The 19,758-nt window shown below is 72.9% G+C and carries 22 protein-coding genes; 6 read left to right on the top strand and 16 right to left on the bottom strand.

Annotated elements, in window-relative coordinates; translation table 11 throughout:
* Nucleotides 1–6: 6 nt before the first annotated feature.
* Together AB0B33_RS24970 and AB0B33_RS24965 are read left to right on the top strand one after the other, a co-directional pair.
* Nucleotides 7–651, top strand: coding sequence for a GntR family transcriptional regulator (locus tag AB0B33_RS24970; protein WP_360775986.1), 645 nt, complete (start codon nucleotides 7–9; stop codon nucleotides 649–651).
* Nucleotides 652–683: 32 nt separating this feature from the next.
* The gene (locus AB0B33_RS24965; RefSeq protein WP_360775983.1) at nucleotides 684–1,502 is read left to right on the top strand and encodes a DUF427 domain-containing protein; all 819 of its coding nucleotides are present in this window, start codon (nucleotides 684–686) and stop codon (nucleotides 1,500–1,502) included.
* Here the strand turns inward: AB0B33_RS24965 and AB0B33_RS24960 are convergent.
* The gene (locus AB0B33_RS24960; protein ID WP_360775980.1) at nucleotides 1,497–3,359 is read right to left on the bottom strand and encodes a DNA/RNA non-specific endonuclease; all 1,863 of its coding nucleotides are present in this window, start codon (nucleotides 3,357–3,359) and stop codon (nucleotides 1,497–1,499) included. The genes AB0B33_RS24965 and AB0B33_RS24960 overlap by 6 nt on opposite strands.
* Before the next feature lie 296 nt (nucleotides 3,360–3,655).
* Here AB0B33_RS24960 and AB0B33_RS24955 point away from each other — a divergent pair, with 296 nt between their 5' ends.
* Nucleotides 3,656–4,669 (top strand): alcohol dehydrogenase catalytic domain-containing protein, encoded by a 1,014-nt coding sequence (locus AB0B33_RS24955; protein ID WP_360775977.1) that lies wholly within the window; start codon nucleotides 3,656–3,658, stop codon nucleotides 4,667–4,669.
* Here AB0B33_RS24955 and AB0B33_RS24950 read toward each other — a convergent pair.
* Nucleotides 4,666–6,195: an adenylate/guanylate cyclase domain-containing protein gene (locus AB0B33_RS24950; RefSeq protein WP_360775974.1), complete on the bottom strand. Its 1,530-nt coding sequence runs from the start codon at nucleotides 6,193–6,195 to the stop codon at nucleotides 4,666–4,668. The genes AB0B33_RS24955 and AB0B33_RS24950 overlap by 4 nt on opposite strands.
* Before the next feature lie 106 nt (nucleotides 6,196–6,301).
* Here AB0B33_RS24950 and AB0B33_RS24945 point away from each other — a divergent pair, with 106 nt between their 5' ends.
* Together AB0B33_RS24945 and AB0B33_RS24940 are read left to right on the top strand one after the other, a co-directional pair.
* Entirely contained in the window at nucleotides 6,302–7,204 is a 903-nt protein-coding gene (locus tag AB0B33_RS24945) for a diiron oxygenase (RefSeq protein ID WP_360775970.1), read from the top strand.
* A gap of 1 nt (nucleotide 7,205) precedes the next feature.
* Nucleotides 7,206–8,675, top strand: a complete 1,470-nt coding sequence (locus AB0B33_RS24940; protein WP_360775967.1) for an FAD-dependent oxidoreductase — start codon at nucleotides 7,206–7,208, stop codon at nucleotides 8,673–8,675.
* Here the strand turns inward: AB0B33_RS24940 and AB0B33_RS24935 are convergent.
* Genes AB0B33_RS24935 through AB0B33_RS24890 form a run of 10 tightly spaced genes read right to left on the bottom strand, consistent with a single transcriptional unit; the run spans nucleotide 8,658 to nucleotide 17,458 of the window.
* Nucleotides 8,658–9,194, bottom strand: a complete 537-nt coding sequence (locus AB0B33_RS24935) for a pyridoxamine 5'-phosphate oxidase family protein (RefSeq protein WP_360775964.1) — start codon at nucleotides 9,192–9,194, stop codon at nucleotides 8,658–8,660. The genes AB0B33_RS24940 and AB0B33_RS24935 overlap by 18 nt on opposite strands.
* Before the next feature lie 2 nt (nucleotides 9,195–9,196).
* Nucleotides 9,197–9,700, bottom strand: coding sequence for a helix-turn-helix domain-containing protein (locus tag AB0B33_RS24930; RefSeq protein WP_360775961.1), 504 nt, complete (start codon nucleotides 9,698–9,700; stop codon nucleotides 9,197–9,199).
* Nucleotides 9,701–9,760: 60 nt separating this feature from the next.
* Nucleotides 9,761–10,900, bottom strand: a complete 1,140-nt coding sequence (locus AB0B33_RS24925) for a M20 family metallopeptidase (RefSeq protein WP_360775958.1) — start codon at nucleotides 10,898–10,900, stop codon at nucleotides 9,761–9,763.
* Nucleotides 10,897–11,883: a 2-dehydropantoate 2-reductase N-terminal domain-containing protein gene (locus AB0B33_RS24920; protein ID WP_360775955.1), complete on the bottom strand. Its 987-nt coding sequence runs from the start codon at nucleotides 11,881–11,883 to the stop codon at nucleotides 10,897–10,899. The genes AB0B33_RS24925 and AB0B33_RS24920 overlap by 4 nt, the downstream gene beginning before the upstream one ends.
* The gene (locus AB0B33_RS24915; protein WP_360775952.1) at nucleotides 11,876–12,655 is read right to left on the bottom strand and encodes an SDR family oxidoreductase; all 780 of its coding nucleotides are present in this window, start codon (nucleotides 12,653–12,655) and stop codon (nucleotides 11,876–11,878) included. Before AB0B33_RS24915 ends, AB0B33_RS24920 begins: the two co-directional genes overlap by 8 nt.
* Entirely contained in the window at nucleotides 12,655–13,938 is a 1,284-nt protein-coding gene (locus AB0B33_RS24910) for an MFS transporter (RefSeq protein ID WP_247024242.1), read from the bottom strand. Before AB0B33_RS24910 ends, AB0B33_RS24915 begins: the two co-directional genes overlap by 1 nt.
* A complete protein-coding gene (locus AB0B33_RS24905; protein WP_360775949.1) occupies nucleotides 13,935–14,822 on the bottom strand; it encodes a polysaccharide deacetylase in 888 nt (295 codons plus the stop codon). Before AB0B33_RS24905 ends, AB0B33_RS24910 begins: the two co-directional genes overlap by 4 nt.
* A complete protein-coding gene (locus AB0B33_RS24900) occupies nucleotides 14,819–15,835 on the bottom strand; it encodes an Lrp/AsnC family transcriptional regulator (protein WP_360775946.1) in 1,017 nt (338 codons plus the stop codon). The genes AB0B33_RS24905 and AB0B33_RS24900 overlap by 4 nt, the downstream gene beginning before the upstream one ends.
* A gap of 49 nt (nucleotides 15,836–15,884) precedes the next feature.
* A complete protein-coding gene (locus AB0B33_RS24895) occupies nucleotides 15,885–16,817 on the bottom strand; it encodes a carbohydrate kinase family protein (protein ID WP_360775943.1) in 933 nt (310 codons plus the stop codon).
* Nucleotides 16,814–17,458: a class II aldolase/adducin family protein gene (locus AB0B33_RS24890; protein ID WP_247025166.1), complete on the bottom strand. Its 645-nt coding sequence runs from the start codon at nucleotides 17,456–17,458 to the stop codon at nucleotides 16,814–16,816. Before AB0B33_RS24890 ends, AB0B33_RS24895 begins: the two co-directional genes overlap by 4 nt.
* Before the next feature lie 60 nt (nucleotides 17,459–17,518).
* Between AB0B33_RS24890 and AB0B33_RS24885 the strand changes: the two genes are divergently transcribed.
* Entirely contained in the window at nucleotides 17,519–18,127 is a 609-nt protein-coding gene (locus AB0B33_RS24885; RefSeq protein WP_360775940.1) for a TetR/AcrR family transcriptional regulator, read from the top strand.
* Here AB0B33_RS24885 and AB0B33_RS24880 read toward each other — a convergent pair.
* The 4 genes from AB0B33_RS24880 to AB0B33_RS24865 form a co-directional block, all read right to left on the bottom strand.
* Nucleotides 18,081–18,956, bottom strand: coding sequence for a class I SAM-dependent methyltransferase (locus tag AB0B33_RS24880; RefSeq protein WP_360775937.1), 876 nt, complete (start codon nucleotides 18,954–18,956; stop codon nucleotides 18,081–18,083). The two genes, AB0B33_RS24885 and AB0B33_RS24880, sit on opposite strands and share 47 nt — an antisense overlap.
* Nucleotides 18,957–18,958: 2 nt before the next feature.
* Entirely contained in the window at nucleotides 18,959–19,303 is a 345-nt protein-coding gene (locus tag AB0B33_RS24875; protein ID WP_360775934.1) for a VOC family protein, read from the bottom strand.
* Between the two features lie 2 nt (nucleotides 19,304–19,305).
* The gene (locus AB0B33_RS24870) at nucleotides 19,306–19,458 is read right to left on the bottom strand and encodes a CopG family transcriptional regulator (RefSeq protein ID WP_247024235.1); all 153 of its coding nucleotides are present in this window, start codon (nucleotides 19,456–19,458) and stop codon (nucleotides 19,306–19,308) included.
* A gap of 130 nt (nucleotides 19,459–19,588) precedes the next feature.
* Nucleotides 19,589–19,756, bottom strand: coding sequence for a hypothetical protein (locus AB0B33_RS24865; protein WP_360775930.1), 168 nt, complete (start codon nucleotides 19,754–19,756; stop codon nucleotides 19,589–19,591).
* Between the last annotated feature and the right edge of the window lie 2 nt (nucleotides 19,757–19,758).

Here is a 19,758-nt window from a genome sequence, read left to right as displayed (position 1 = left end):
TACGACATGAGTGCTCAAGTGGCCCCCGCGCGCCGGCGCGGGCTGGCCGACGAGGTGGCCGACCGCGTCCGCGACGCGATCTTCGGCGGTGTCTACGCGCCGGGCAGCGCGCTGCGGGAGGTGGAGCTCGCGGAAGCGCTGGGCGTCAGCCGCGGGCCGGTGCGGGAAGCGCTGCTCAAACTGGAGCGCGAGGGGCTCGTCCGCAGCGAGTGGCACCGGGGCACCACGGTCACCGCGCTGTCCGACGCGGACGTCGCCGAGCTGGACAGCCTGCGGGCGGCGCTCGAACAGCTCGCCGTCGCCCTGGTGGTCGAGCGCGCGCCCGACCTGGCCGAGGTCGACGCCGTCGTCGGCCGGATGGAACGGGCCGCCGACGCGCACGAAATGGTCCGCTGCGACCTCGCGTTCCACGACGCGGTCTACGCCGCCGCCGGCCACCGGCGCCTGCGCGAAGCGTGGGAAGCGATCCGCTCGCAGGTGCACCTGTTCCTGCTGACCCGGATCGGCGTCGAGGCCGAGGGCTACCTCGACGGCATCCCGGCCGAGCACCGCGAGCTCGCCGAGGCGCTGCGGGCGCGTGACCTCGACGCGGCGCTCGAGCTCTTCGCCGTGCACCGCCGTCACGCGTACGAGATCCTGCGCGGGAGTTGACGCCGGCGTCGTCCGGCGCGGATCGTGGACCGATGGCGACACGCATGGGTGCGCGGTTCACCGGCGACCTGGCCGAACTGCGCTACGAACCGGTGGCGAAGCGGGTGCGGGCGGTCGCGAGTGGACGGACGTTCGCCGACTCGCGCCGGGCCGTGCTGGTCTGGGAACCGAAGCGGGTGGTGCCCTCGTACGCGTTCCCGCTCGCGGACCTGCGCGCGACCCCGGCCCCCGCGGACACCGCGGCGGCGCCGGAGCACCCGGTCCGGCTGGCCGAGGGCGGCCCGCCGGTCCTCGACCCGCGGACCGCGTTCGCCGTGCACACGTGCGCGGGCGAGCCGCTGACCCTGGCCGGCGACGGCGTGACGCTGCCGGGCGCGGGTTTCCGGCCCGCCGACCCCGACCTGGGCGAGCACGTCGTCCTCGACTTCGCCGCCTTCGACGAGTGGCTCGAGGAAGCCGAACCGATCGTCGGCCATCCGCGGGACCCGTTCTCGCGCATCGACGTCCGGCGCGGCGACAGCCGGGTCCGGATCGAGGTCGACGGCGTCGTCGTGGCCGACTCGGCCGCGCCCCGGATGCTGTTCGAAACCGGCATCACCACCCGCTACTACCTGCCGCGCGAAGACGTCCGGATGGAGCTGCTGACCCCGTCGGGCACCCGCACCACGTGCGCCTACAAAGGACACGCGAGCTACTGGTCGGTGGGCGCGCACCCCGATCTCGCCTGGACGTACGGCGAACCGCTGTCCGACGCGCGGGACGTCGCCGGGTACATCGCCTTCCTGACCGAACGCGTCGACGTCTTCCTGGACGGGGAGCGGCAGCCGCGGCCGGTCACGCCCTGGTCATAGCACCAGGTCCGCCGGACCGCCGATCTCGCGCACCTCGCGCGTGGATTCCTGCTGCGCCAACGGGTCCGCGTCCGGCAGCTCGCCGAACGACAGCCCGGTCAGCTCGGCGACGCGCCGGACCGGGACCTGGTAGGTGCGGTAGGCGCCGTAGCTGAACTCGCCCGCCAGCTCCAGTCCCTTGATCAGTTCCTCCTGGCTCAGCAGGTAGGCCGTCGCCGAGAGCGTGCCGTCGGTCTTCACCATCGCGACGACCTTCCAGAACTGGCGCGGCAACCGCACCCCGCGGTAGCGGTCGTCGTCCTCGGCCAGCACCGGGCCGGTCAGCACGGTGACCTTGAGGTCGTGGTTGTCCGCGTTGTTCAGCACGTAGTCCTCGAGCCCGGCCCACGTGGTCTTGTTCTGGTTGAAGTCCTTGTGCTGCGGCGAACAGTTCGTGAAGTGGAACGTGTCGTCGTTGCCCAGCTGGGCGATCGCTTCGGTCGCACCCCACGCCGGGTCGAGGCGGCGGACCAGGTGGCCGCGGTCGAGCGGGTTGGCCCGGTAGATCTCCTCACCGACCTGCTCGGCCTCCTCGACGCGCGGGTCCAGCGACCAGTGATCGGCTTCGCGGTGCAGTGACCGGCTGGTGCGCCCGTCGATGTTGACCGCGGTGAACAGCGCGAGCCGCCGCTCCTTGTGCAGCACGACGCTGAAGTGGTGGTACGGCAGCACGTACCGCGGTTCGGCGGTGGCCTGCCGGTTGAGCGCGGCCAGCGGCACGAGGGCCTCGGGCAGGGCGGGCAGCGGCACGGCGTGCCCGGGCAGGAAGGCCGGGTCGTAGCCCTCGCGGTTCGAGTAGTCCGGGTCGATCCGGCCGGTCTCCGGCCGGGCGGCCGCCACGGGCAGGGCGCGGCCGGCCAGCCGGTCGACGAGGGCCTGCTGCTCGGCCGGGAACCGGTGCGTGCGCAGGAAAGCCAGCAGCTTGCTGACCCGGATGCCTTCGTTGATGAAGCGGCCGAGCTCGGCGTGGTCGCCGGTGGGGACGCTCGCGTGGTGCAGCGCCACGACCTCCCACTGGTCGTTGAACACCGGCGAGCCCGACGACCCGGGTTCGGTGTCGGTCTCGTAGTGCAGGAACTGCTCCAGCACGTCGACGACGCGGTTCTCCCGCAGCGCGACCTTCTTCTTGTCGCCCTGGGGGTGCTGGACGATGGTGACGAAGTCGCCGACGATCGCCTTGCCCTCGGTGCCGATCAGCCGGTTGTACCCGAAGGCGGCGAGGTCGTCCGCGGACGCCTGCACGGCGACGAGCGCGAAGTCGAGATCCTCGTCCGCGACGAAGAAGCGGCCGGGGTCCAGCCGGAACGCGCGCACCGGCCGGGGCAGGCCGTCGACGCCGTCCTGGTAGTCGAACTCGATCACGCTGAACCCGGCGGTCGCCGCGTCGGGCAGCACGTGGTGGTTGGTGAGCAGCAGTTCCGGCGACACCAGCGACCCGGTGCCGTAGCCGGTGAGCCGGCCGCGGTCGTCACGGATGTTGACCCGGCCCACGGCCGACGCCGCCCGGACACCGCCTTCGAGGTAGCCGACGCCGAGGAGGTCGTCGGTGAGGATGATCCGTTCGAGGATCGCGCCCGCGGCCGCCATCGCCGCGGGCTCGCCTGCCACGATCGCCGCCGGGCTGACCGGGCGCACGTCGGGGTGGTAGCGGGCGAGCCGGTCGATCCGGGTGGCCACGCGGCGCGGCTCGTCGGCCCTGGCGATCCCGCCGGGCGTGCGCAGCAGCGCGATCTTGGCCCGCCGTTCGACGATCCGCCGTCCGGCTCGCGCGGCGGCGGCCGCTTGCTGAGCGGACGGCCGTTCGGTCTTGACGTCCACGGTGCCTCCCCGGACGAAGCGGAATCACCGCGTTAGTCGCATTCGTCCGGGGTCCGTTACACGAATTCCGTTGTATCGGCCGGAATGTGATGGTTCATTTTCGCTTCATTCGGAGAAAGGGAGAAAAATAACCGCCCGGCGCGCGGCCGGTCCGGCGGTTCGCAACGTCGTGAACGGGTCGTTCACCGCGCCGGACGCGGTGAACGGGTCGTTCACGACGTCCCGGACCGGGTCAGGGCGAACGTGCGTGGACGGGCGAGACCGCCACCGGCGGGCAAGCGTGCGAGCATCCTGCCATGTCTTCGATCATGCGGGCGTTCGTGCTCACCGGCCCCCGGGAGTACGCCGTGCGGGAGGTTCCCGCGCCGGCCGCGGCACCGGGTGAGGTCGTCGTCGACGTCGAGCGCGCCGGCGTGTGCGGCACCGACGTCGAGTTCTTCACCGGCGAGATGCCCTACCTGCACGACGGCCACGCCGCCTACCCGATGCGGCTCGGGCACGAATGGGCGGGCACGGTCTCGGCTATCGGCGACGGCGTCGACCCCGCCTGGCTCGGCCGCCGGGTCATGGGCGACACGATGCTCGGCGACCGGACGTGCCGCCGGTGCCGGAAGGGGCACCAGCACACCTGCGAGCAGCGCGAGGAGGTCGGCATCCGCGGTGGCCGGCCGGGCGCGCTGGCCGAGCGGCTCGCCGTGCCGGCGTGGTCGCTGCACGCGCTGCCGGACCCGGTGGACGCCGTGCTCGGCGCCCTGGTCGAACCCGGCGGCAACGCCCTGCGCGCGGCACGGGCCGCCCAGGCCGGCCCCGGCGACCGGGTGCTCGTGCTCGGGCCGGGCACGATCGGGCTGCTGACGGCGATGTTCCTGCGGGCCGCGGGTGCCGAGGTGCACCTGATGGGCGTGGCCGCGCTGGACTTCGCCCGCGGCCTGGGCTTCACCGGCGTCTGGACCCGCGAGACGCTGCCGGACCTGCCGTTCGACGCGGTCGTCGACGCCACCGGCGCGGCCGCGGCGCCCGCGCTCGCGGTGGACCTCGTGGAGCCGGCCGGGCGGGTCGTCTACATCGGACTGTCGGGCGACCCCAGCCGGGTGGACACGCGTGCGCTGGTCTTCAAGGACGTCACGGCCGTCGGGGTCCTGTCGGCGTCACCGGGCCTGGCGGAGGCGATCGAGGCGTACGCGAGCGGAGCGGTCGACCCGCGCCCGCTGGTGGGGGCGACCGTCGGCCTCGACGGGGTCGGCGCGGTGCTGGCGGGGGAGCGGCCCGGCGGTGCGGGGCCGAAGGTCCACATCGACCCGCGGCGCTAAGTCCTCGGCGACGCGAGCGTGGTGGGGCGGGATCGTCCGCGCAGCACCACTTCCTCCTTCGCCACCCACTGGGCCGCCTCGGTCTCCGCGGCGGACTCGACCGCCGTCCAGGAGGCCAGCAGGCGGGCGGGGGCGTTCTTGGCCAGCTCCGTCAGCCGGGCGGCTTCGTTGACCGGGTCGCCGATCACCGTGTACTCGAAGCGGCGCGGGTCGCCGACGTTGCCCGCGACCGCGTCGCCGGTGGCCACGCCGAGGCCGGCCGGGCCGTCCGGGACCTCCGCGGCCAGGCGGCGGGCGATCGCGCGGGCGGCGGCCAGTGCGCACGTCGCGTGGTCGGCGAGCGGGGCCGGCACCCCGAAGATCGCCAGTGCGGCGTCGCCGACGAACTTGTTGACCAGCCCGTGGTGCCGGTCGACCTCGTCGACCACCACGGCGAAGAACCGGTTCAGCAGGGCGACGACCTCCTCGGGCGGGCGGCTCGCGGCCAGCGCCGTCGAGCCGACGAGGTCGACGAACAGCACCGACACCGTCCGCACCGTGCCGCCCAGCTCGGTGGCCGTGCGCATGGCCTCGACCGCGACCTCGTGGCCGACGTGCCTGCCGAACAGGTCGCGCATTCGCTCGCGCTCGGCCAGCCCGGCCGCCATCCCGTTGAACCCCGCCTGCAGCAGGCCGAGCTCGCTGCCGTCGTAGACCGGGATCTCCACGGCGAACTCGCCCGCCCGGACGCGGCCCAGCGCGTCCTGGACCGACGTGATCGGGTTGACCACCGCGCGGGCGGTGAACACCGTGACCAGCAGGCCGAAGCACAGCACGACCAGCCCGAGCACGATCACCGACACGGCCAGCTTCGTCGTCGAGACGTCGCCGCGGACCCAGGCCAGCACCGCGGTCACCACCAGCCCGGCCACCGGCACCCCGGTGCCCAGGCACCAGAACAGCAGCATCCGCAGGTTGACGCCGCCGGTGACCGGGCGCGGCGGCGTCGTGCCCGCCAGCGCCAGTGCCGCGTACGGCCGCAGCGCGAACTCGCCGAACAGGTAGGCGATCGCGCAGACGACGACGGCGGCGAAGGCGACGACGAGGAGCTCGGTCAGCGCCACCGACGGCTGGACGAGGACGGCGAGCCCGCCGAACACCAGTGTCGCGACGCCCCACAGCACGGCCTGCAGCACGGTGAGCCGCAGCGGGACGCGCAGGCTCGCGGTGCGTTCGGCGTCGGTGGGCCGGCGCCCCTCGGCCGCCCAGTGCAGCGTCCGCAACGCGCCGCCGGTGCCCCACAGCGTGCCGACGACGACCGCCGAAACGACGTACACGGGTACCGCGATCGCGGTGACGCGGACGAGGTCGGCGGACATCCCCGGCGCCGGCATGAGCAGGGCCGCGAGCCCGACCACGACCAGTGCGCCGATGACGTTGGTGGCGATCAGGGCGGCCGTGAGCAGCCGCTGGACCCGCCGCCGCAACGCCGTGACGTTCTGGTCCAGCGGGCCGAGCAGCCCGGAGCCGTACGGCAGGGGTTTCACCAGCTGAGTGTACAACCGTTCACTCAGATGCCCGCTGGCGGGCGGGAAAGTATGTGTTACGGTTGGTAACAGTGAACTTGGGTAACACCTGACGAGGAGGTCGGCCATGACGAGCATCGGCGAAGCGGGCGTGTCGGACCGGGAGACCGTGGCGCGGCGGCTGCTCGACTCGTCGGAGCAGCTGTCCTACGACCCCGTCAAGGAGGTCGACTGGGAGACGCCGCTCGACACCGACTACCACGGTGCGAGCCCGGAGTGGAGCACGCTCTACGGGACCTCCTACTGGGCCGAAATGACGCCCGGGCAGCAGCGCGAGCTGACCCGCCAGGAGGCGGCGTCGGTGGCGAGCACCGGGATCTGGTTCGAGATGATCCTCCAGCAGATGGTGCTGCGCGACTTCTACGGCAAGGACCCGACGGACCCGGCGTTCCAGTGGGCGCTGACCGAGATCGCCGACGAGTGCCGCCACTCGATCATGTTCGCCCGCGGTGCCGCGAAGCTGCGCGCGCCCGCGTACCGGCCGCGCCGGTTCGTCGTCGAACTGGGCCGGGTCTTCAAGGCCACCGCGACCGGGGAAGCGGCGTACGCGGCGATCCTCGTCGCCGAAGAGGTCCTCGACGTCATGCAGCGCGACTGGATGCGCGACGAGCGCGTGGTCCCGTTCGTGCGGACCATCAACAACATCCACGTGGTCGAGGAGTCGCGGCACATGAAGTTCGCCCGCGAGGAGACCCGCGAGCGGCTCGAAGGCGCCGGGTGGCTGCGCCGCCAGATCAACGGCTTCGTCGTCGCGGTGGCGTCGTACTTCATCGTCACCAGCATGGTGAACGCCAAGGTGTACGAGAACGCCGGGCTGGACGGCAAGCGGGCGCGGCGCGAGGCGAAGGCGAACGAACACCACAAGTCGATGCTGCGCTCGAGCTGCTCCGGGCTGATGGAGTTCCTGCACTCGGCCGGGCTGCTCACCAAGCCGTCGCTGTGGTTCTACAAGCGCGCGAACCTGATCTGACATGGCGTTCGCGATCACGCAGACCTGCTGCGCCGACGCGTCCTGCGTGTCGGTCTGCCCGGTCAACTGCATCCACCCGACGCCGGACGAGCCGGACTTCGGCACGACCGACATGCTCTACGTCGACCCGGACACGTGCATCGACTGCGGTGCCTGCGCCGACGCGTGCCCGGTCGACGCGATCTTCCCGGCCGGCGCCCTGACCGGGCCGCTCGCGGCCTACCCCGACATCAACGCGGAGTACTACGCGGAGCGGGACGTGCTGGCCGAGGCCACCGTCGCGCCGAACTTCCACCGGTGGTCGCCGCCGTCGTTCGCCCGGATCCTCCCGAGCGACTTCGCGCCGCTCGACGTCGCGGTCGTCGGCACCGGGCCGGCGGGCATGTACGCGGTCGAGGACCTGTTGCTGCACACCGATTCCCGGGTCACGCTCATCGACCGGCTGCCGGCGGCGGGCGGGCTGATCCGTTACGGCGTCGCGCCCGACCACCCGTCGACGAAGAAGATCGGCGAGACGTTCGCCCGCTTCCACGACCACCCGCGGCTGCGCCTGCGGCTCGGCGTCGAGGCCGGTCCGGAGCTGGCCGAGCGCCACGACGCGGTGATCTACGCGGTCGGCGCGACGGAGGCCCGGCCCCTCGGCATCCCGGGCGAAGACCTGCCCGGCAGCCTCCCGGCCGCCGCGGTGGTCGGCTGGTACAACGGCCACCCGGACATCGCGCCGGACGCCGTCGACCTCTCGGCCGAGCGGGTGGTCGTGGTGGGCACCGGCAACGTGGCCCTCGACGTCGCCCGGATCCTGACGGCGGATCCGTCTTCGCTGGCCGGTACGTCCCTTGCCCCGGCGGCCCTGGCTCAGCTGCGGTCGAGCAAGGTCCGCGAGGTCGTGGTGCTGGCCCGCCGGGGCCCGGAGGACGCCGCGTACACGCGGTCGGAACTGCTGGCGCTGGCGGCCCGGGGCGACCTCGTCGTGGACGGCCACGACCCACGCATCGCCGCGGCGATCGACGGCGGGGACGGGAAAGCCGCGTTGCTCCGGGGGCTGCCGCGGGAGGCCGTGGACTGGTCGTCGCCACCGCCGGACGGACGGCGGACCGTGCTGCGGTTCCACTCTTCGCCGGTCGCGTTCACCGGCGACACCGAGGTGCGCAGCGTGCTCACCTCCGGCGGCGCCGAGATCCCGGCGGGCCGGGTGGTCCGGGCCGCGGGCTTCCGCGGCGCGCCGGTTGCGGGGCTGCCGTTCGACGCCGAAACCGGGACCGTGCCGAACGTCTCGGGCCGGGTCACGCCCGGGACGTACGTCGCGGGCTGGATCAAGCGCGGCCCGTCGGGCGGGATCGGCGCGAACAAGGCGTGCGCCCGGGAGACGGTCGGCGCCCTGCTGGAGGACGCCGTCGCCGGCCGGCTGTGCACCCGCGCACCCCGGCGCGGACTGGCCCGGGTGTTCGGCCGGTCAGCCGCCCGCCGGTGAATGGCTGGTGTGGGTGAATTCCACAGTGGACAGCATCGAGGCGTCCGTCGTGGTGCGCTTGCGGCCGAAGGCCAGGACCTTCGCCGGCTCGACCGCGAACACCGCGGCGTCGTGGCCGCCCTGCCGGAAGCCGTCGTCGGTGGCCTCGTAGACCCAGCTGCCGTCCCACTTGGCCAGCCAGGCCTCGGCGAGCCGGGTCAGCTCGGCGCGGCCCTTGACGCGGCGGGCGACGCCTTCGACCACGACGTCCAGCGCGTCGTCCCAGGAGTCGCGGCCGGTGGTCAGCACGACGTTCGGGTTCGCGGTCAGGTTGAGGTACTTCTGCTCGGTCTCGCCGGTCGCGAAGTGCAGTGTGCCGTCCAGCCACACCGCGACCAGCGGCGTGACGTGCGGGCGGCCGTCGGACCGCACCGTGGTGAGCCAGCTGATCTGCGCCGCTTCCAGCGCTCGCGCGGTTTCGGCCCAGTCCGTGGCCCGGGTACCGGGGTCGCTGAACCGTTCGTCGAGCCGGGTTTCCATCGTCACTCCGATCGTCGGCCCGGCAGCGCCGCCGTGTAGGCCGCTGCCAGGCGCGCCGCGACGGGGGGACCGTCCGGCGCTTCTCCGCGACGGGTTCCGAGGTGGGCCTCGCGCAGCTCGTCCATGAAGGCTTCCCACAGCGGCGGACCGCCGTCCGTGAGCACCGCGGCGCGCGCGGCGTACTCGTCGGCGACCGGCAGGTGCCGGACGCCCCACGCGCTGAGCTGCACGAGCACCGGGACGAGCTCGATGGCCCGCTCGGTCAGGCTGTAGGTGACCTTCTGCTTGTGCGAAGGGTCGCCGGCCCGGGTGAGCAGCCCGTGTTCGACGAGCACGCCGAGCCGGTCCGCCAGCACGTTCGACGAGATCCGCTCGGCACCGCCGAGCAGCTCGCGGAAGTGCCGGGCGCCGCCGAAGACGACGTCACGCAGCACGAGCAGCGTCCACCGGTCGCCGAAGATTTCCAGCGACAGGGAGATCGGGCACCCGGACCGCGTGTCGCGCACCGCTCTCACCTCAAAACTGGTTGCATTACGAGAGCAGTATGCGCGGCACGCGGCCGGTGGTCAACCCGCGAGGCGGTGCAGGACGGCGGCGGCCAGCGCCGTGCGCTCCAGCATCCCCTCGACGCTGATGTGCTCGTGCCGCGCGTGGGCGCCGTCGCCGACCGCGCCGAAGCCGTCCAGGACCGGGTGGCCCAGTGCCGCCACGAAGTTGCCGTCGCTCGCGCCGCCCACCGAACACTCCCGCAGCGTCACGCCCAGCTCCGCCGCTTCTTCGCGCGCCAGTTCGTACACCTTCGCGATGGCGGCGGAGCGTTCCATCACCGGGCGGTTCCAGCCGCCCTCGATGGTGAGGGTCGCTCGGGGGTCGTGGGGCTTGAGCGCGGCCAGGCCCGCGTCGATGCGGGCCGCCTCCGACGCGCTCGACACGCGGACGTCGATCTGCCCCGAAGCCGCGCCCGCGATCACGTTGGAGCGCGTGCCGCCGTCGATCACGCCGACGTTGACCGTCGTGCCGGCGTCCGGATCGGACAGTCCGTGCAGGGCCAGGATCGCGCGCGCCAGTTCGTCGATCGCGCTCGCGCCCTTCGCCGGGTCCAGGCCCGCGTGGGCCTCGACGCCCGTCGTGCGCACCCGGAACAGGCCGACGCCCTTGCGCGCGGTCTTCACCGCGCCGCCGGCGCTCGCCTCGAACACCAGCGTGGCACGGGTGCCCGCGGCGGCTTCCTCGATCACCGGCCGCGACGCCGGGCTGCCGATCTCCTCGTCGCCGTTGAGGACCAGGCGGACGGCCGGGCGCGGCAGCCCGGCGGCGTCGAGCGCGCGCAGCGCCCACACCGCGTGCACCAGGCCCGACTTCATGTCGAAGATCCCCGGTCCGGTCGCGCGGTCGCCGTCCACGGTGAACGGCCACTCCGCCAGGGTGCCCAGCGGCCACACCGTGTCGTAGTGGCAGAGCAGCAGCACCGGTTCTCCGCTGCCGGCGAAGTCGTAGACCTTGATGTCGCCGTAGCGCCCGCCGTCGACGTCCCGGACGTTCTCCGGGGTGCCCAGCCGCTCGCGCAGCCGGCCGTCCACCCAGGACAGTCCGCGGTCCAAAGCGGGCTTGTCGTCACTCGGCGTCTCGATGCCGACGTACGCGGCGAGGTCGGCGAGGAGGTCGTCGCGGTGCGCGCGCACCCACTCGTGCAGGTCCCGGATCACAGAGCTCGCTCCAATTCGGTCAGGTGGTCTTCGGACATCGCGACGGCGCCGCTCTCGACTTCGCGCAGCCGGGCCAGCACCGCGCGCAGCAGCGGCACGGGAGCCTCCGCGAGCACCGGCGCGTAGTGGTGGTGGACCTCGACCGGCCGGTGCCGCACGGCGATGTCGCGCCAGATGCCGCTGCGGTCCTTCGGCTGGCTCCGCAGCCACGCGACCAGGCGGTCGGTCGCCTCCTCGCGGCCGGTCGCGCCCGGGAGGTAGGCGGCCGGGTCGAACTGGTCGAACGCCTCCAGGGTGCGCTCGCCCGCGGCGGCGAAGACCTCCGCGGTCAGCGCGTGCATGAGCGGCCGGTGCCGGTCGATCAGGTCGGCCATCGGCGCGTCGGCGAGCGCGGTCGTGGTGAGCATCGCGCCGAACCCCAGCTTCGCCCACAGGTAGCCCTCGACGTTCGCGGTCGCCTTCGCCGGACCCCACACCTGCAGGTCCGCGACGACCTCCTCGACCCGCGGCGTGATCCGGCCGTCGGGTTCGCCGACGACCAGGGCGCCGAGGCCGCCGTCCCGCACGACACCGGGTTCGACGACGTCGGCGAACAGGTTCACGAACGCGCCGACCGTCCGTTCCGGACCGACGCGGGACGCGATCAGCCGCTCGTTGAGCCCGTTCTGCAGGGACACGACGAAGCCGTCTTCCGCCAGCCGCGGTGTCAGCCACTCCAGGACCGTTTCGGTGGCCTGGGCCTTGACGGCCAGCAGGACGCGGCCGAGGACCGGCGGGGCGTCCGCGGGGGTGAACGCGGGCAGTTCGACGGTTTCGGCGCCCTCCGGGCGGCGCAAGGTGAGGCCGCGGGCTTCGATCGCGGCCACGTGCGCCGCGTCGGCGTCCACGATGGACACCGGGTGGCCGGCGCGCGCGAGGTGGAACGCGAGCGTCCCCCCGATCGCGCCGCCACCGACCACCGTGTACGAGCGCCGGTCAGACATGCGCTTCCTTTCCTTGTTGCACGGGGGTTTCCCCGGTCCAGTGCAGCGGCAGGCCGGCCGCGCCCGCGGTGGACCCGCCGTCGACGCGCAGGACCGCGCCGGTGATCCAGGCCGCTTCCGGTCCGGCGAGCCAGAACACCGCGTCGGCGACCTCCCGCGGTTCGCCGCGACGGCCGAGCGGGTTGACCGACACCGCTTCCGCGTACGCCTCGGTGACGGGGTTGGCGGAGCTGTCCACGGTGACGAAGCCGGGGCTGACGGCGTTCACGCGGATGCCGTGCGGGCCGAGTTCCACCGCGCACGCCTTGGTGAGCATCTCCAGCGCGGCCTTCGACGTCGCGTAGTGGGCGGCGCCGGGCCGCGCCCGGGTCGCCGCGCCGGAGGAGATGTTGACGACCGCGCCGGTGGTCCCGGCGGCCACGTGGGACCGTCCGAACGCGACGGTGGTGAGCAAAGCGGCCCGGACGTTGACGTCCTGCACGCGGTCCCAGGTCGCCGCGGTCATCTCCAGCAGGGGAGTGGCCGGGTAGATCCCCGCCGCGTTGACGAGGACGTCGACCGGTCCGGCCTGCCCGACGAGTCCCCCGGCGAATCCGGCGTCCGCGAGGTCGCCGGGCAGCTCGACGACGTCGGTGCCGAGCCGGGCCGCCACCGCGGACAGTTCGGCCGGGCGCAGGTCGGCCAGGACGAGGCGGTCGCCCGCGGCGGCGAACCGGGCGGCTATGGCCGCGCCGATCCCGCCGCCGGCGCCGGTGACGAGCACGGTCCGCACTACAGCTCCTTTCCCTTGGTCTCGGGCATGGTCAGGTAGACCGCGACGCCGATGAGCGCGGCCGCGGCGACGTAGACCCACACCAGGTGGCCGAGGTGGTTCGCGTTCAGCCACGTCGTCACGTACGGCGCGGTCCCGCCGAAGATCGCCACGGCGAGCGCGTACGGCAGGCCGATGCCGGTGGTGCGCACCTCGGCCGGGAACTGCTCGGCCATGATCACCGCGCAGTTCGCCGAGTAGCCGACGATCAGCACCAGCCCGATCAGCTCGATGACGAAGACGCTCCAGAAGCTGTTGCCCAGGAAGTGGAACGCGGGCCAGGCGAACACCACGAACCCGGCGGCGAACGCGGTCATCGTCGTCTTGCGCCCGATCCGGTCGGACAGCAGGCCGCCGAACGGCAGCAGCGCGATGAACACGACCATCGCGAGGGTGTTGGCGAGCAGCGCGGTCTTGAGCGGGATGCCGGTGCTCAGGTGGGCGTAGGCCGGCATGTAGGAGACCCACACGTAGTAGATCAGCGTCCCGGCGATGGTCACGCCGGCCACGCGCAGCGCCGCGCCCGGGTGGTCGCGCAGCATCGCGACGACCGGGTTCCGCCGCGGCTGGGCGGAGATCTTGGTGAACGCCTCGGTTTCGTGCACCGACACGCGCAGCCACAGACCGACGAGGCCGAGCAGGCCGGCGATGCCGAACGCCAGCCGCCAGCCCCAGCCGTGCAGGTCTCCGTCGGACAGCGTCGCGTTGAGGATCGTGCCCATCAGCGCGGCGATCAGCGAGCCGAGACCGACCGAAACCTGCTGCCACGAACCGGCGAACGCGCGGCGCCCGGGTGCGGCGGACTCGATGAGGAACGCCGACGACGACCCGAATTCGCCGCCCGCCGAGAAGCCCTGCACGAGCCGGGCGAGCAGCAGCACGATCGGGGCCAGCACGCCGATCTGCGCGTACGTCGGGCACAACGCGATGACGATCGACGCCGCGGCCATCAGCGAGATGGTGAGCGTCAAGCCCTTCTTGCGGCCCTTCCGGTCGGCGTACGCGCCGAGCACCGCGCCGCCGATCGGCCGCATGACGAACCCGACGGCGAACACGGCCAACGTGGACAGCAGGGCCGTGGTTTCGTTGCCGCCGGCGAAGAACTGGCCGGCGAAGACCGGCGCGAAGGTCGCGTAGACGGCCCAGTCGACCCACTCGACGGTGTTGCCGACGGCGCCGGCGACGATCGCCTTGCGCTGCTGGGCCGTCAAGCGGTGGCTGACGACGGTGTCCACAGTGGTCATGCCTGCTCCCGGAGGACGTGGTCGACGATCTGGGCGTGCGTGGCGTACCAGACCCCGTCGTGGCCGCCGATGTGGTCGAGCAGTTCGGCGAGGACGGCGATCCGGGACCGGTGCCCGATGATGTGCGGGTGCATGGTGAGCTGGAAGATCCCGCCCTCGGCGTACGCGGCGTCGAACTCGTCGCGCCAGATCGAAAGCACGCCGCGGGGCGGGGTGTAGGGCCGCAGCGAGGCGAACCGGTCCATCATGAAGTACGGCGCGTCGTCGCGGATCCACTCGACCGGCAGCTCGACGATCCCGGTCGGCTCGCCGTGTTCGAGGAGCTCGTAGCAGTCGTCGTCGGCCATCAGCGACGAGTCGTAGGCCAGGCCCAGCTCGCGGGTGATGGCGAGGGTGTGCGCGGAGAAGTCCCACGACGGCGTCCGGATGCCCACCGGCCGGGTGCCGGCGAGGCGCTCGAGCACGTCGGCGGCGCGGAAGGCGAGGTCGCGTTCCTCGGTTTCGGTGAGGGCGGTGTTGCGCTCGTGGATCCAGCCGTGCAGCGCCACTTCGTGCCCGGCGTCCACATAGGACTTGACTTCGCCGTCGTGGAGCAGAGCGGACACGGCGGGCACGAAGAAGGACGCGGGCGCGTCGTGCCGCTGCAGGAGCTTCAGGATGCGGGGGACGCCGACGCGGGCGCCGTACTCGCCTTGCGCCATCTTGCCGGGCAGGACGTCGCCGTCCCGCAGCGAGGGTGTTTCGTGGTCGGAGTCGAAGGACAGCGCCACGGCCACCTTCGCGCCGCCGGGCCACGCCGCCGGGCGCAGCGGGCGCCCCGCGCGGACGTGCTCGACGTGGCCGCGCCAGGTCGCTTCGTCCCACTGCCACGGTTGTTCGGTCATGCGTCCTCCAGCTTGGCGGCGGGTGTCGGGGCCCACGCGCGCTTGAGCGTCGAAACCTGCAGGGTCACGTCGGCTTCCCGGAGCCCGGGCAGCGCGCCGACGACGTCGGTGGTGTGCCGGTACAGCTCGCCGTAGTGCCGCAGCACGATCTGGCCGACGAGGTTGAACCGGCCGGTGGTGGCGGAGAGGTACTTCGTGCCGGGGTGGGCGGCGAGCTGCTGGCCGGCGCGGTCGAGCTCGCCGGGGACCACCGAAAGCCAGAGCATGAATTCGAGGGCGTAGCCGAACATCGACGGCTCGGCGAGCGTCCGGAACCGCAGGCACCCGCGGCGCACCAGCGAGTCGACGCGTCTGGCCACAGTGGACTCGCTGGTCCCGACGTGCCTGGACACCTCCTTGAACGGCACCCGCGCGTCTTCGCCGAGCGCCGCGCAGATCGCGAGGTCCAGCTCGTCGAGCTGCTCGGGCGGGCGCTCCCAGTGCTGCTCTTCGAACGGCCGGACCTCGCCGCCGCGCAGGTCGGTGACGGCCTCGCGGCTCAGTTCGCCGGAGTCCCAGTCGTGGTTGGAGGTGAACGTCCGCATGACGGCGAAGGTCTCGGCGTCGCGGACGTCCCCGTCGCCGGGGAAGCCGTTCTCCTGCAGCCGCGCGATCTCGCGGTAGGAGGGCAGGACGAACTCGGCGGAGCAGTCGGCACTGCCGGCGAGCACGGTCGCGTACCGCACCTCGGGCCGCGCGGCGAGCGCCTCGGCCACGCCGTTGGCCGTACCCGGCCGGCACCGCAGCCGCGCGATCACGGGCACGCCGAGACCGCATCGCAGCACGTCCACGACCCCGATCACCCGGAGGCGGCCGCTGTCGGTGAGCTGCGCGGCCCGGCGGAGGACGGTGGACTCGCTGGCCCCGACGTGCCGCGCGACGGCGCCCCAGGACGCCCGGCCGTTGAGCTGCAGGGCCGCGACGATCCGCCGGTCCAGTTCAGGTGCCTTGCCTTCGATCTGCACGAGAGGCATCCTGAATGCAGGAAAACGTCAAGTCAAGGGGTGGCGATGCAAGAATGCGTCAGAGAGTGGGCGTGACTGCGGCGAGAGCGTCCGCCGCCGCGAGGTCGAAGTCGCCGTGGTCGCTGCCGAGGCCCTGGGCCACCAGCGCGGCGGCCGCGCTGCCCAGGACGGCCGCGTCCCGCAGCGAGCGGCCGAGGCCCAGGCCACGGAGGAAGCCCGCCGAGAAGGCGTCGCCGCAGCCGGTCGTGTCCACCACCGGGACCGCGAACGCCGGCACTTCGAGCGCCTCCCGCGCCGTCACCACCAGGGCGCCGAGCGCGCCCCGCGTCACCGCGACGCAGCCGACGCCGGCGTCGAGGAGCGCGTGGGCGCCGCCTTCGAGGGTGTCCGCGTTCGTCAAGCCCAGCAGCTGGTCCTCGTTCGGCAGCAGGTAGTCCAAAGAGGACAACGCGGGCGCGAGCCAGGCCAGCACTCCGGGGTCACCGGGGGCGAGCAGGTCGGCCGAGGTCACCACGCCGGCCGCGCGGGCCGGGCCGAGGATCTGCGCCGCTTTTTCGCCGCCCATCAGCTCCGGGCCGCCCAGGTGCAGGTGCGTCGCGCGGGCGATCTCCGACCCCGGGGCGTCCGAGGGCTCGTAGGTCAGGTTCGCGCCGGGGACGTGGAAGGCGGGGCGGCTGCCGTCGGCGCGGATGGGCAGCACCGACGCCGACGTCTGCACGCTCTCGCGGCGCAGTACCAGGGACGTGTCGACGCCGTGGCGCGCGAGCATCGCCAGCAGCAGGTCACCGACCGGGTCGGTGCCGATCGCGCCCGCCGTGCGGACCGCCGCGCCCAGCTTGGCCAGCGTGACCGCGGTGCCCGCGGCCGTGCCCGCCGGGCCGAACCGGATCTGCTCCACCAGGGTCGCGCCCTGGCCGTCGGGGATGGCTTCGACCGGGCGGACCTGCACGTCGAACACGTGCGCCCCGAGCGTCACGACCGTCTGCGTCACTGCCCGTACCCCCGGCGCACGGCCGCGGCCACGACGGCTTCCTGCTGCGCGGGATCGAGGACCCGCGGGGCGCCGAGCGTCGCGGCCCGCACGTACAGGCCGCACGCCCACTCGAGCAGCAGCGCGTTGTCGACCGCGGCTTCGAGGGAGGGACCGTGGGCGACCGCGCCGTGGTTGGCCAGCAGCGCCGCGGACTTGCCGTCGAGCGCGGTGAGCGTTTCCGCGGCCAGCTCCGCCGACCCGAAGACGGCGAACGGGGCGACCCGGATCGCGCCGCCGAGGGCCAGCTGTTGGTAGTGGACGCACGGCAGCTCGTCGAGCACCAGGGACACCGCGGTGGCCTGCGGGGAGTGGGTGTGCACCACCGCGCCCGCGCCGTAGCGCCGGTAGATCCCCAGGTGCAGCTCCAGTTCCGAGGTCGGGGTCCGCTCGCCGGCGACCACCTCGCCGTCGAGGTCGACGACGGTGACGTCGTAGGCCGTGGCCCGGCCCAGCACGACGCCGGTCGCCGTCACCGCCACGTGCTCGCCCACCCGGACGCTCACGTTGCCCGCGCTGCCGATGAGCAGGCCTTCACCCGCGAGCCCGTGACAGGCCCTCGCCACCGACCGCCGTGCTTCGTCGAGCATCGAACTCGCCATTGCCATGCGCCGAGGCTAGGATAAATACGAAACAAAGTCACGTTCAGGTTTGGGGAGCGGATGACCGAAGGCCGGCCGCGCCGGGTGCCGCGCCAGGCGCGCTCGCGGGAAAAGCTGGCCAGGGTGCTGGCGGCCGCGGACCGCCTGCTCGCCCGCGAAGGCGTCGAAGCGCTGACGACGACCCGCGTCGCCGCCGAGGCCGGCGTCTCGGTCGGCGCGCTCTACCAGTACCTGCCGGATCGAGAGGCGATCACCGAGGCGCTGGCCGTGGGCTACCTCGCCCGGCTGGAAGACCTCATGGACGCCGTCGCCGAGCGAGCGGCGGAGGAGGCCTGGGACGACCCGGTCGGCCTCCTCGTCGACGCGTTCGCCGGGCTCTACCGCGCCGAGCCCGGGTTCCGCGCCCTGTGGTTCGGGCGCGGCCTCACCGACGGCGCCCGGGAAGCCGACCGCGCGCACAAGCGCGTGATGGCCATCGGCGTGCACCGCATCCTGGTCGCCCAGCGCCTCCTGCGTGACGACTACGCGGCCGCGGTGGCGTGCCGCACGGCGTTCCTCGCCGCGGACGCCGTGCTCCAGGAAGCGTTCCGCGGCGACGGCGCGCCCGAACTGCTGGACCCGGTCAAGACGATGCTGCGGGCCTACCTCGGTCAGCTGCCCCGGCCGTAGCGACGAGGAATTCCTCGCCGCGGGCGAGCCGCAGCCCGTCGGCGCGCCCGGCGAAGTAGCGCTCGTCCAGCTCGTCGCCCGAGACGTGCACCGCCTCGCCGAACCCGGCTTCCTTGGCGAGCGCCAGGATTTCGGCGGGGGAGAAGGAGCTGACGAACGGCGTCCCGGCCGCTTCCGCCTTGCCCGCGGTGGCGCGGTGCCGGGCGCGCTCGCCGTCGTCGAGGAGCTCGGGCGGCAGCATGAACGTCATCGCCAGCGTGGAACCCGGGGCGAACCCGGCGATCCGGCGCAGCGTGGCCGCGTTCGCCGCCTTGGTCAGGTACATGCTGACGCCGGTGGACGCGACGACCGCGGGTTCGTCCGCCGCGAAACCCGCGTCCGTGAGCCGGTCCCACCACGACGTGGTCTCGAAGTCGACCGGTACCAGCCGCAGCCACTCGGGGACGCCGAGCCCGAGTTCGTCGAGGCGCGCGCGTTTCCAGGCCTGCGGGCCGGGCTGGTCGACCTCGAACACGCGCAGCCGCGCCGCGACTTCCGGGCGGCGCTGGGCGAAGGTGTCCAGCCCGGCTCCGAGGAGGACGTACTGCCCGACCCCGCGGCTCGCGTGTTCGACGACGAGGTCCTCGACGAACCGCGCCCGCGCGACCATCCCGGCCCGGTACCGCCCGGCGGTGGCCGGGTCCATGTCGTCCCGGTCCCGCCAGCCCTCGCCCGGACCGGCCAGCCGCAGCCCGAGTTCGTCGTCGAACACGTGCGGCGGCGGATCGACGGCGACGTGCAGCGCCCGCCACAAGGCGGTCCGCACCGCGGTGCTGTCCGGCGCGGTCATCGTCAGCCCGCCGCCGGCGCCGAGAGCGTCCAGGTCCGCCCGTCGGGATCGCGGACGGTCATCTCGCGGGTCCCGTAGTGGGTGTCCTCGAACGGGGTGACCACTTCGACGATGTCGTCGGCCCGGAAGGCGTCGGCGTCCGGCACCTTGAAGACGACCTGCTGCCGCGGTTCCTGGCTCGCGGGTACCTCGGCGATGAACAAGGGGGGTCCGTCGCCGTTGCGGAGCAGCCCCGAGTTGTGGTCGGTCGCGAAGTCGATTTCGTAGCCCAGCGCCTGGAAGAACTTGGCGGCCTTGCCCCAGTTGTGCGTCTCCAGGTACACGGCGTCGATGCCCTCGGTCGTCATGTTCAGTGCTCCTCTTCGGTTCCGAGATAGGCGCGCAGCGCTTCGGCGACGAGCGCCGACAGCGATTGTTCGGTTTCGACGGCTCGGTGCTTGAGCTGCCGGATCAGGCCGATCGGCAGGTACACGTTGAACTGTTTGACGTCGTCATCGCCCACGCGGCTGATCCTAGCATGCTAGCAAGCTAGAGGCGCCCTGGTGCTGGGCCGGTCTACGCGGCGGCGTTCGACCGTGTTCGACCGGATTGCCGTGACCGAACCGGTGGTCGTTCTCCGGCCTCGTCATTCGCTACGACGGCGCCACGAACATCGATCTCCGAGGCTCGTTGATCTTCGGCTGGGCGGGATATTTCCGGCCGTCGGCGGAATGGCTCAGCGAGTAGGTGCTGCCGAAGGTCGGCCGTTCGCCGCTTGACGGGCGATCGCCCCGCCGTCCAAAATGCAGAACCAGCACCATTT

It is taken from the genome of Amycolatopsis sp. NPDC049159 (assembly GCF_040648295.1).
Lineage (GTDB): Bacteria > Actinomycetota > Actinomycetes > Mycobacteriales > Pseudonocardiaceae > Amycolatopsis > Amycolatopsis pretoriensis_A.
The sequence above is the reverse complement of the archived record's forward strand: the minus strand, read 5'-3'. Positions and strand labels throughout refer to the sequence as shown.

What these genes read in the sequence shown, in the direction of transcription:
- AB0B33_RS24970 (WP_360775986.1), top strand. Translation starts at nt 7, where the DNA reads ATGAGTGCTCAAGTGGCCCCCGCGCGCCGGCGCGGGCTGGCCGACGAG.
- AB0B33_RS24965 (WP_360775983.1), top strand. Translation starts at nt 684, where the DNA reads ATGGCGACACGCATGGGTGCGCGGTTCACCGGCGACCTGGCCGAACTG.
- AB0B33_RS24955 (WP_360775977.1), top strand. Translation starts at nt 3,656, where the DNA reads ATGTCTTCGATCATGCGGGCGTTCGTGCTCACCGGCCCCCGGGAGTAC.
- AB0B33_RS24945 (WP_360775970.1), top strand. Translation starts at nt 6,302, where the DNA reads ATGACGAGCATCGGCGAAGCGGGCGTGTCGGACCGGGAGACCGTGGCG.
- AB0B33_RS24940 (WP_360775967.1), top strand. Translation starts at nt 7,206, where the DNA reads ATGGCGTTCGCGATCACGCAGACCTGCTGCGCCGACGCGTCCTGCGTG.
- AB0B33_RS24935 (WP_360775964.1), bottom strand. Translation starts at nt 9,194, where the DNA reads ATGGAAACCCGGCTCGACGAACGGTTCAGCGACCCCGGTACCCGGGCC.
- AB0B33_RS24920 (WP_360775955.1), bottom strand. Translation starts at nt 11,883, where the DNA reads ATGTCTGACCGGCGCTCGTACACGGTGGTCGGTGGCGGCGCGATCGGG.
- AB0B33_RS24910 (WP_247024242.1), bottom strand. Translation starts at nt 13,938, where the DNA reads ATGACCACTGTGGACACCGTCGTCAGCCACCGCTTGACGGCCCAGCAG.
- AB0B33_RS24905 (WP_360775949.1), bottom strand. Translation starts at nt 14,822, where the DNA reads ATGACCGAACAACCGTGGCAGTGGGACGAAGCGACCTGGCGCGGCCAC.
- AB0B33_RS24900 (WP_360775946.1), bottom strand. Translation starts at nt 15,835, where the DNA reads ATGCCTCTCGTGCAGATCGAAGGCAAGGCACCTGAACTGGACCGGCGG.
- AB0B33_RS24890 (WP_247025166.1), bottom strand. Translation starts at nt 17,458, where the DNA reads ATGGCGAGTTCGATGCTCGACGAAGCACGGCGGTCGGTGGCGAGGGCC.
- AB0B33_RS24885 (WP_360775940.1), top strand. Translation starts at nt 17,519, where the DNA reads ATGACCGAAGGCCGGCCGCGCCGGGTGCCGCGCCAGGCGCGCTCGCGG.
- AB0B33_RS24880 (WP_360775937.1), bottom strand. Translation starts at nt 18,956, where the DNA reads ATGACCGCGCCGGACAGCACCGCGGTGCGGACCGCCTTGTGGCGGGCG.
- AB0B33_RS24875 (WP_360775934.1), bottom strand. Translation starts at nt 19,303, where the DNA reads ATGACGACCGAGGGCATCGACGCCGTGTACCTGGAGACGCACAACTGG.
- AB0B33_RS24865 (WP_360775930.1), bottom strand. Translation starts at nt 19,756, where the DNA reads ATGGTGCTGGTTCTGCATTTTGGACGGCGGGGCGATCGCCCGTCAAGC.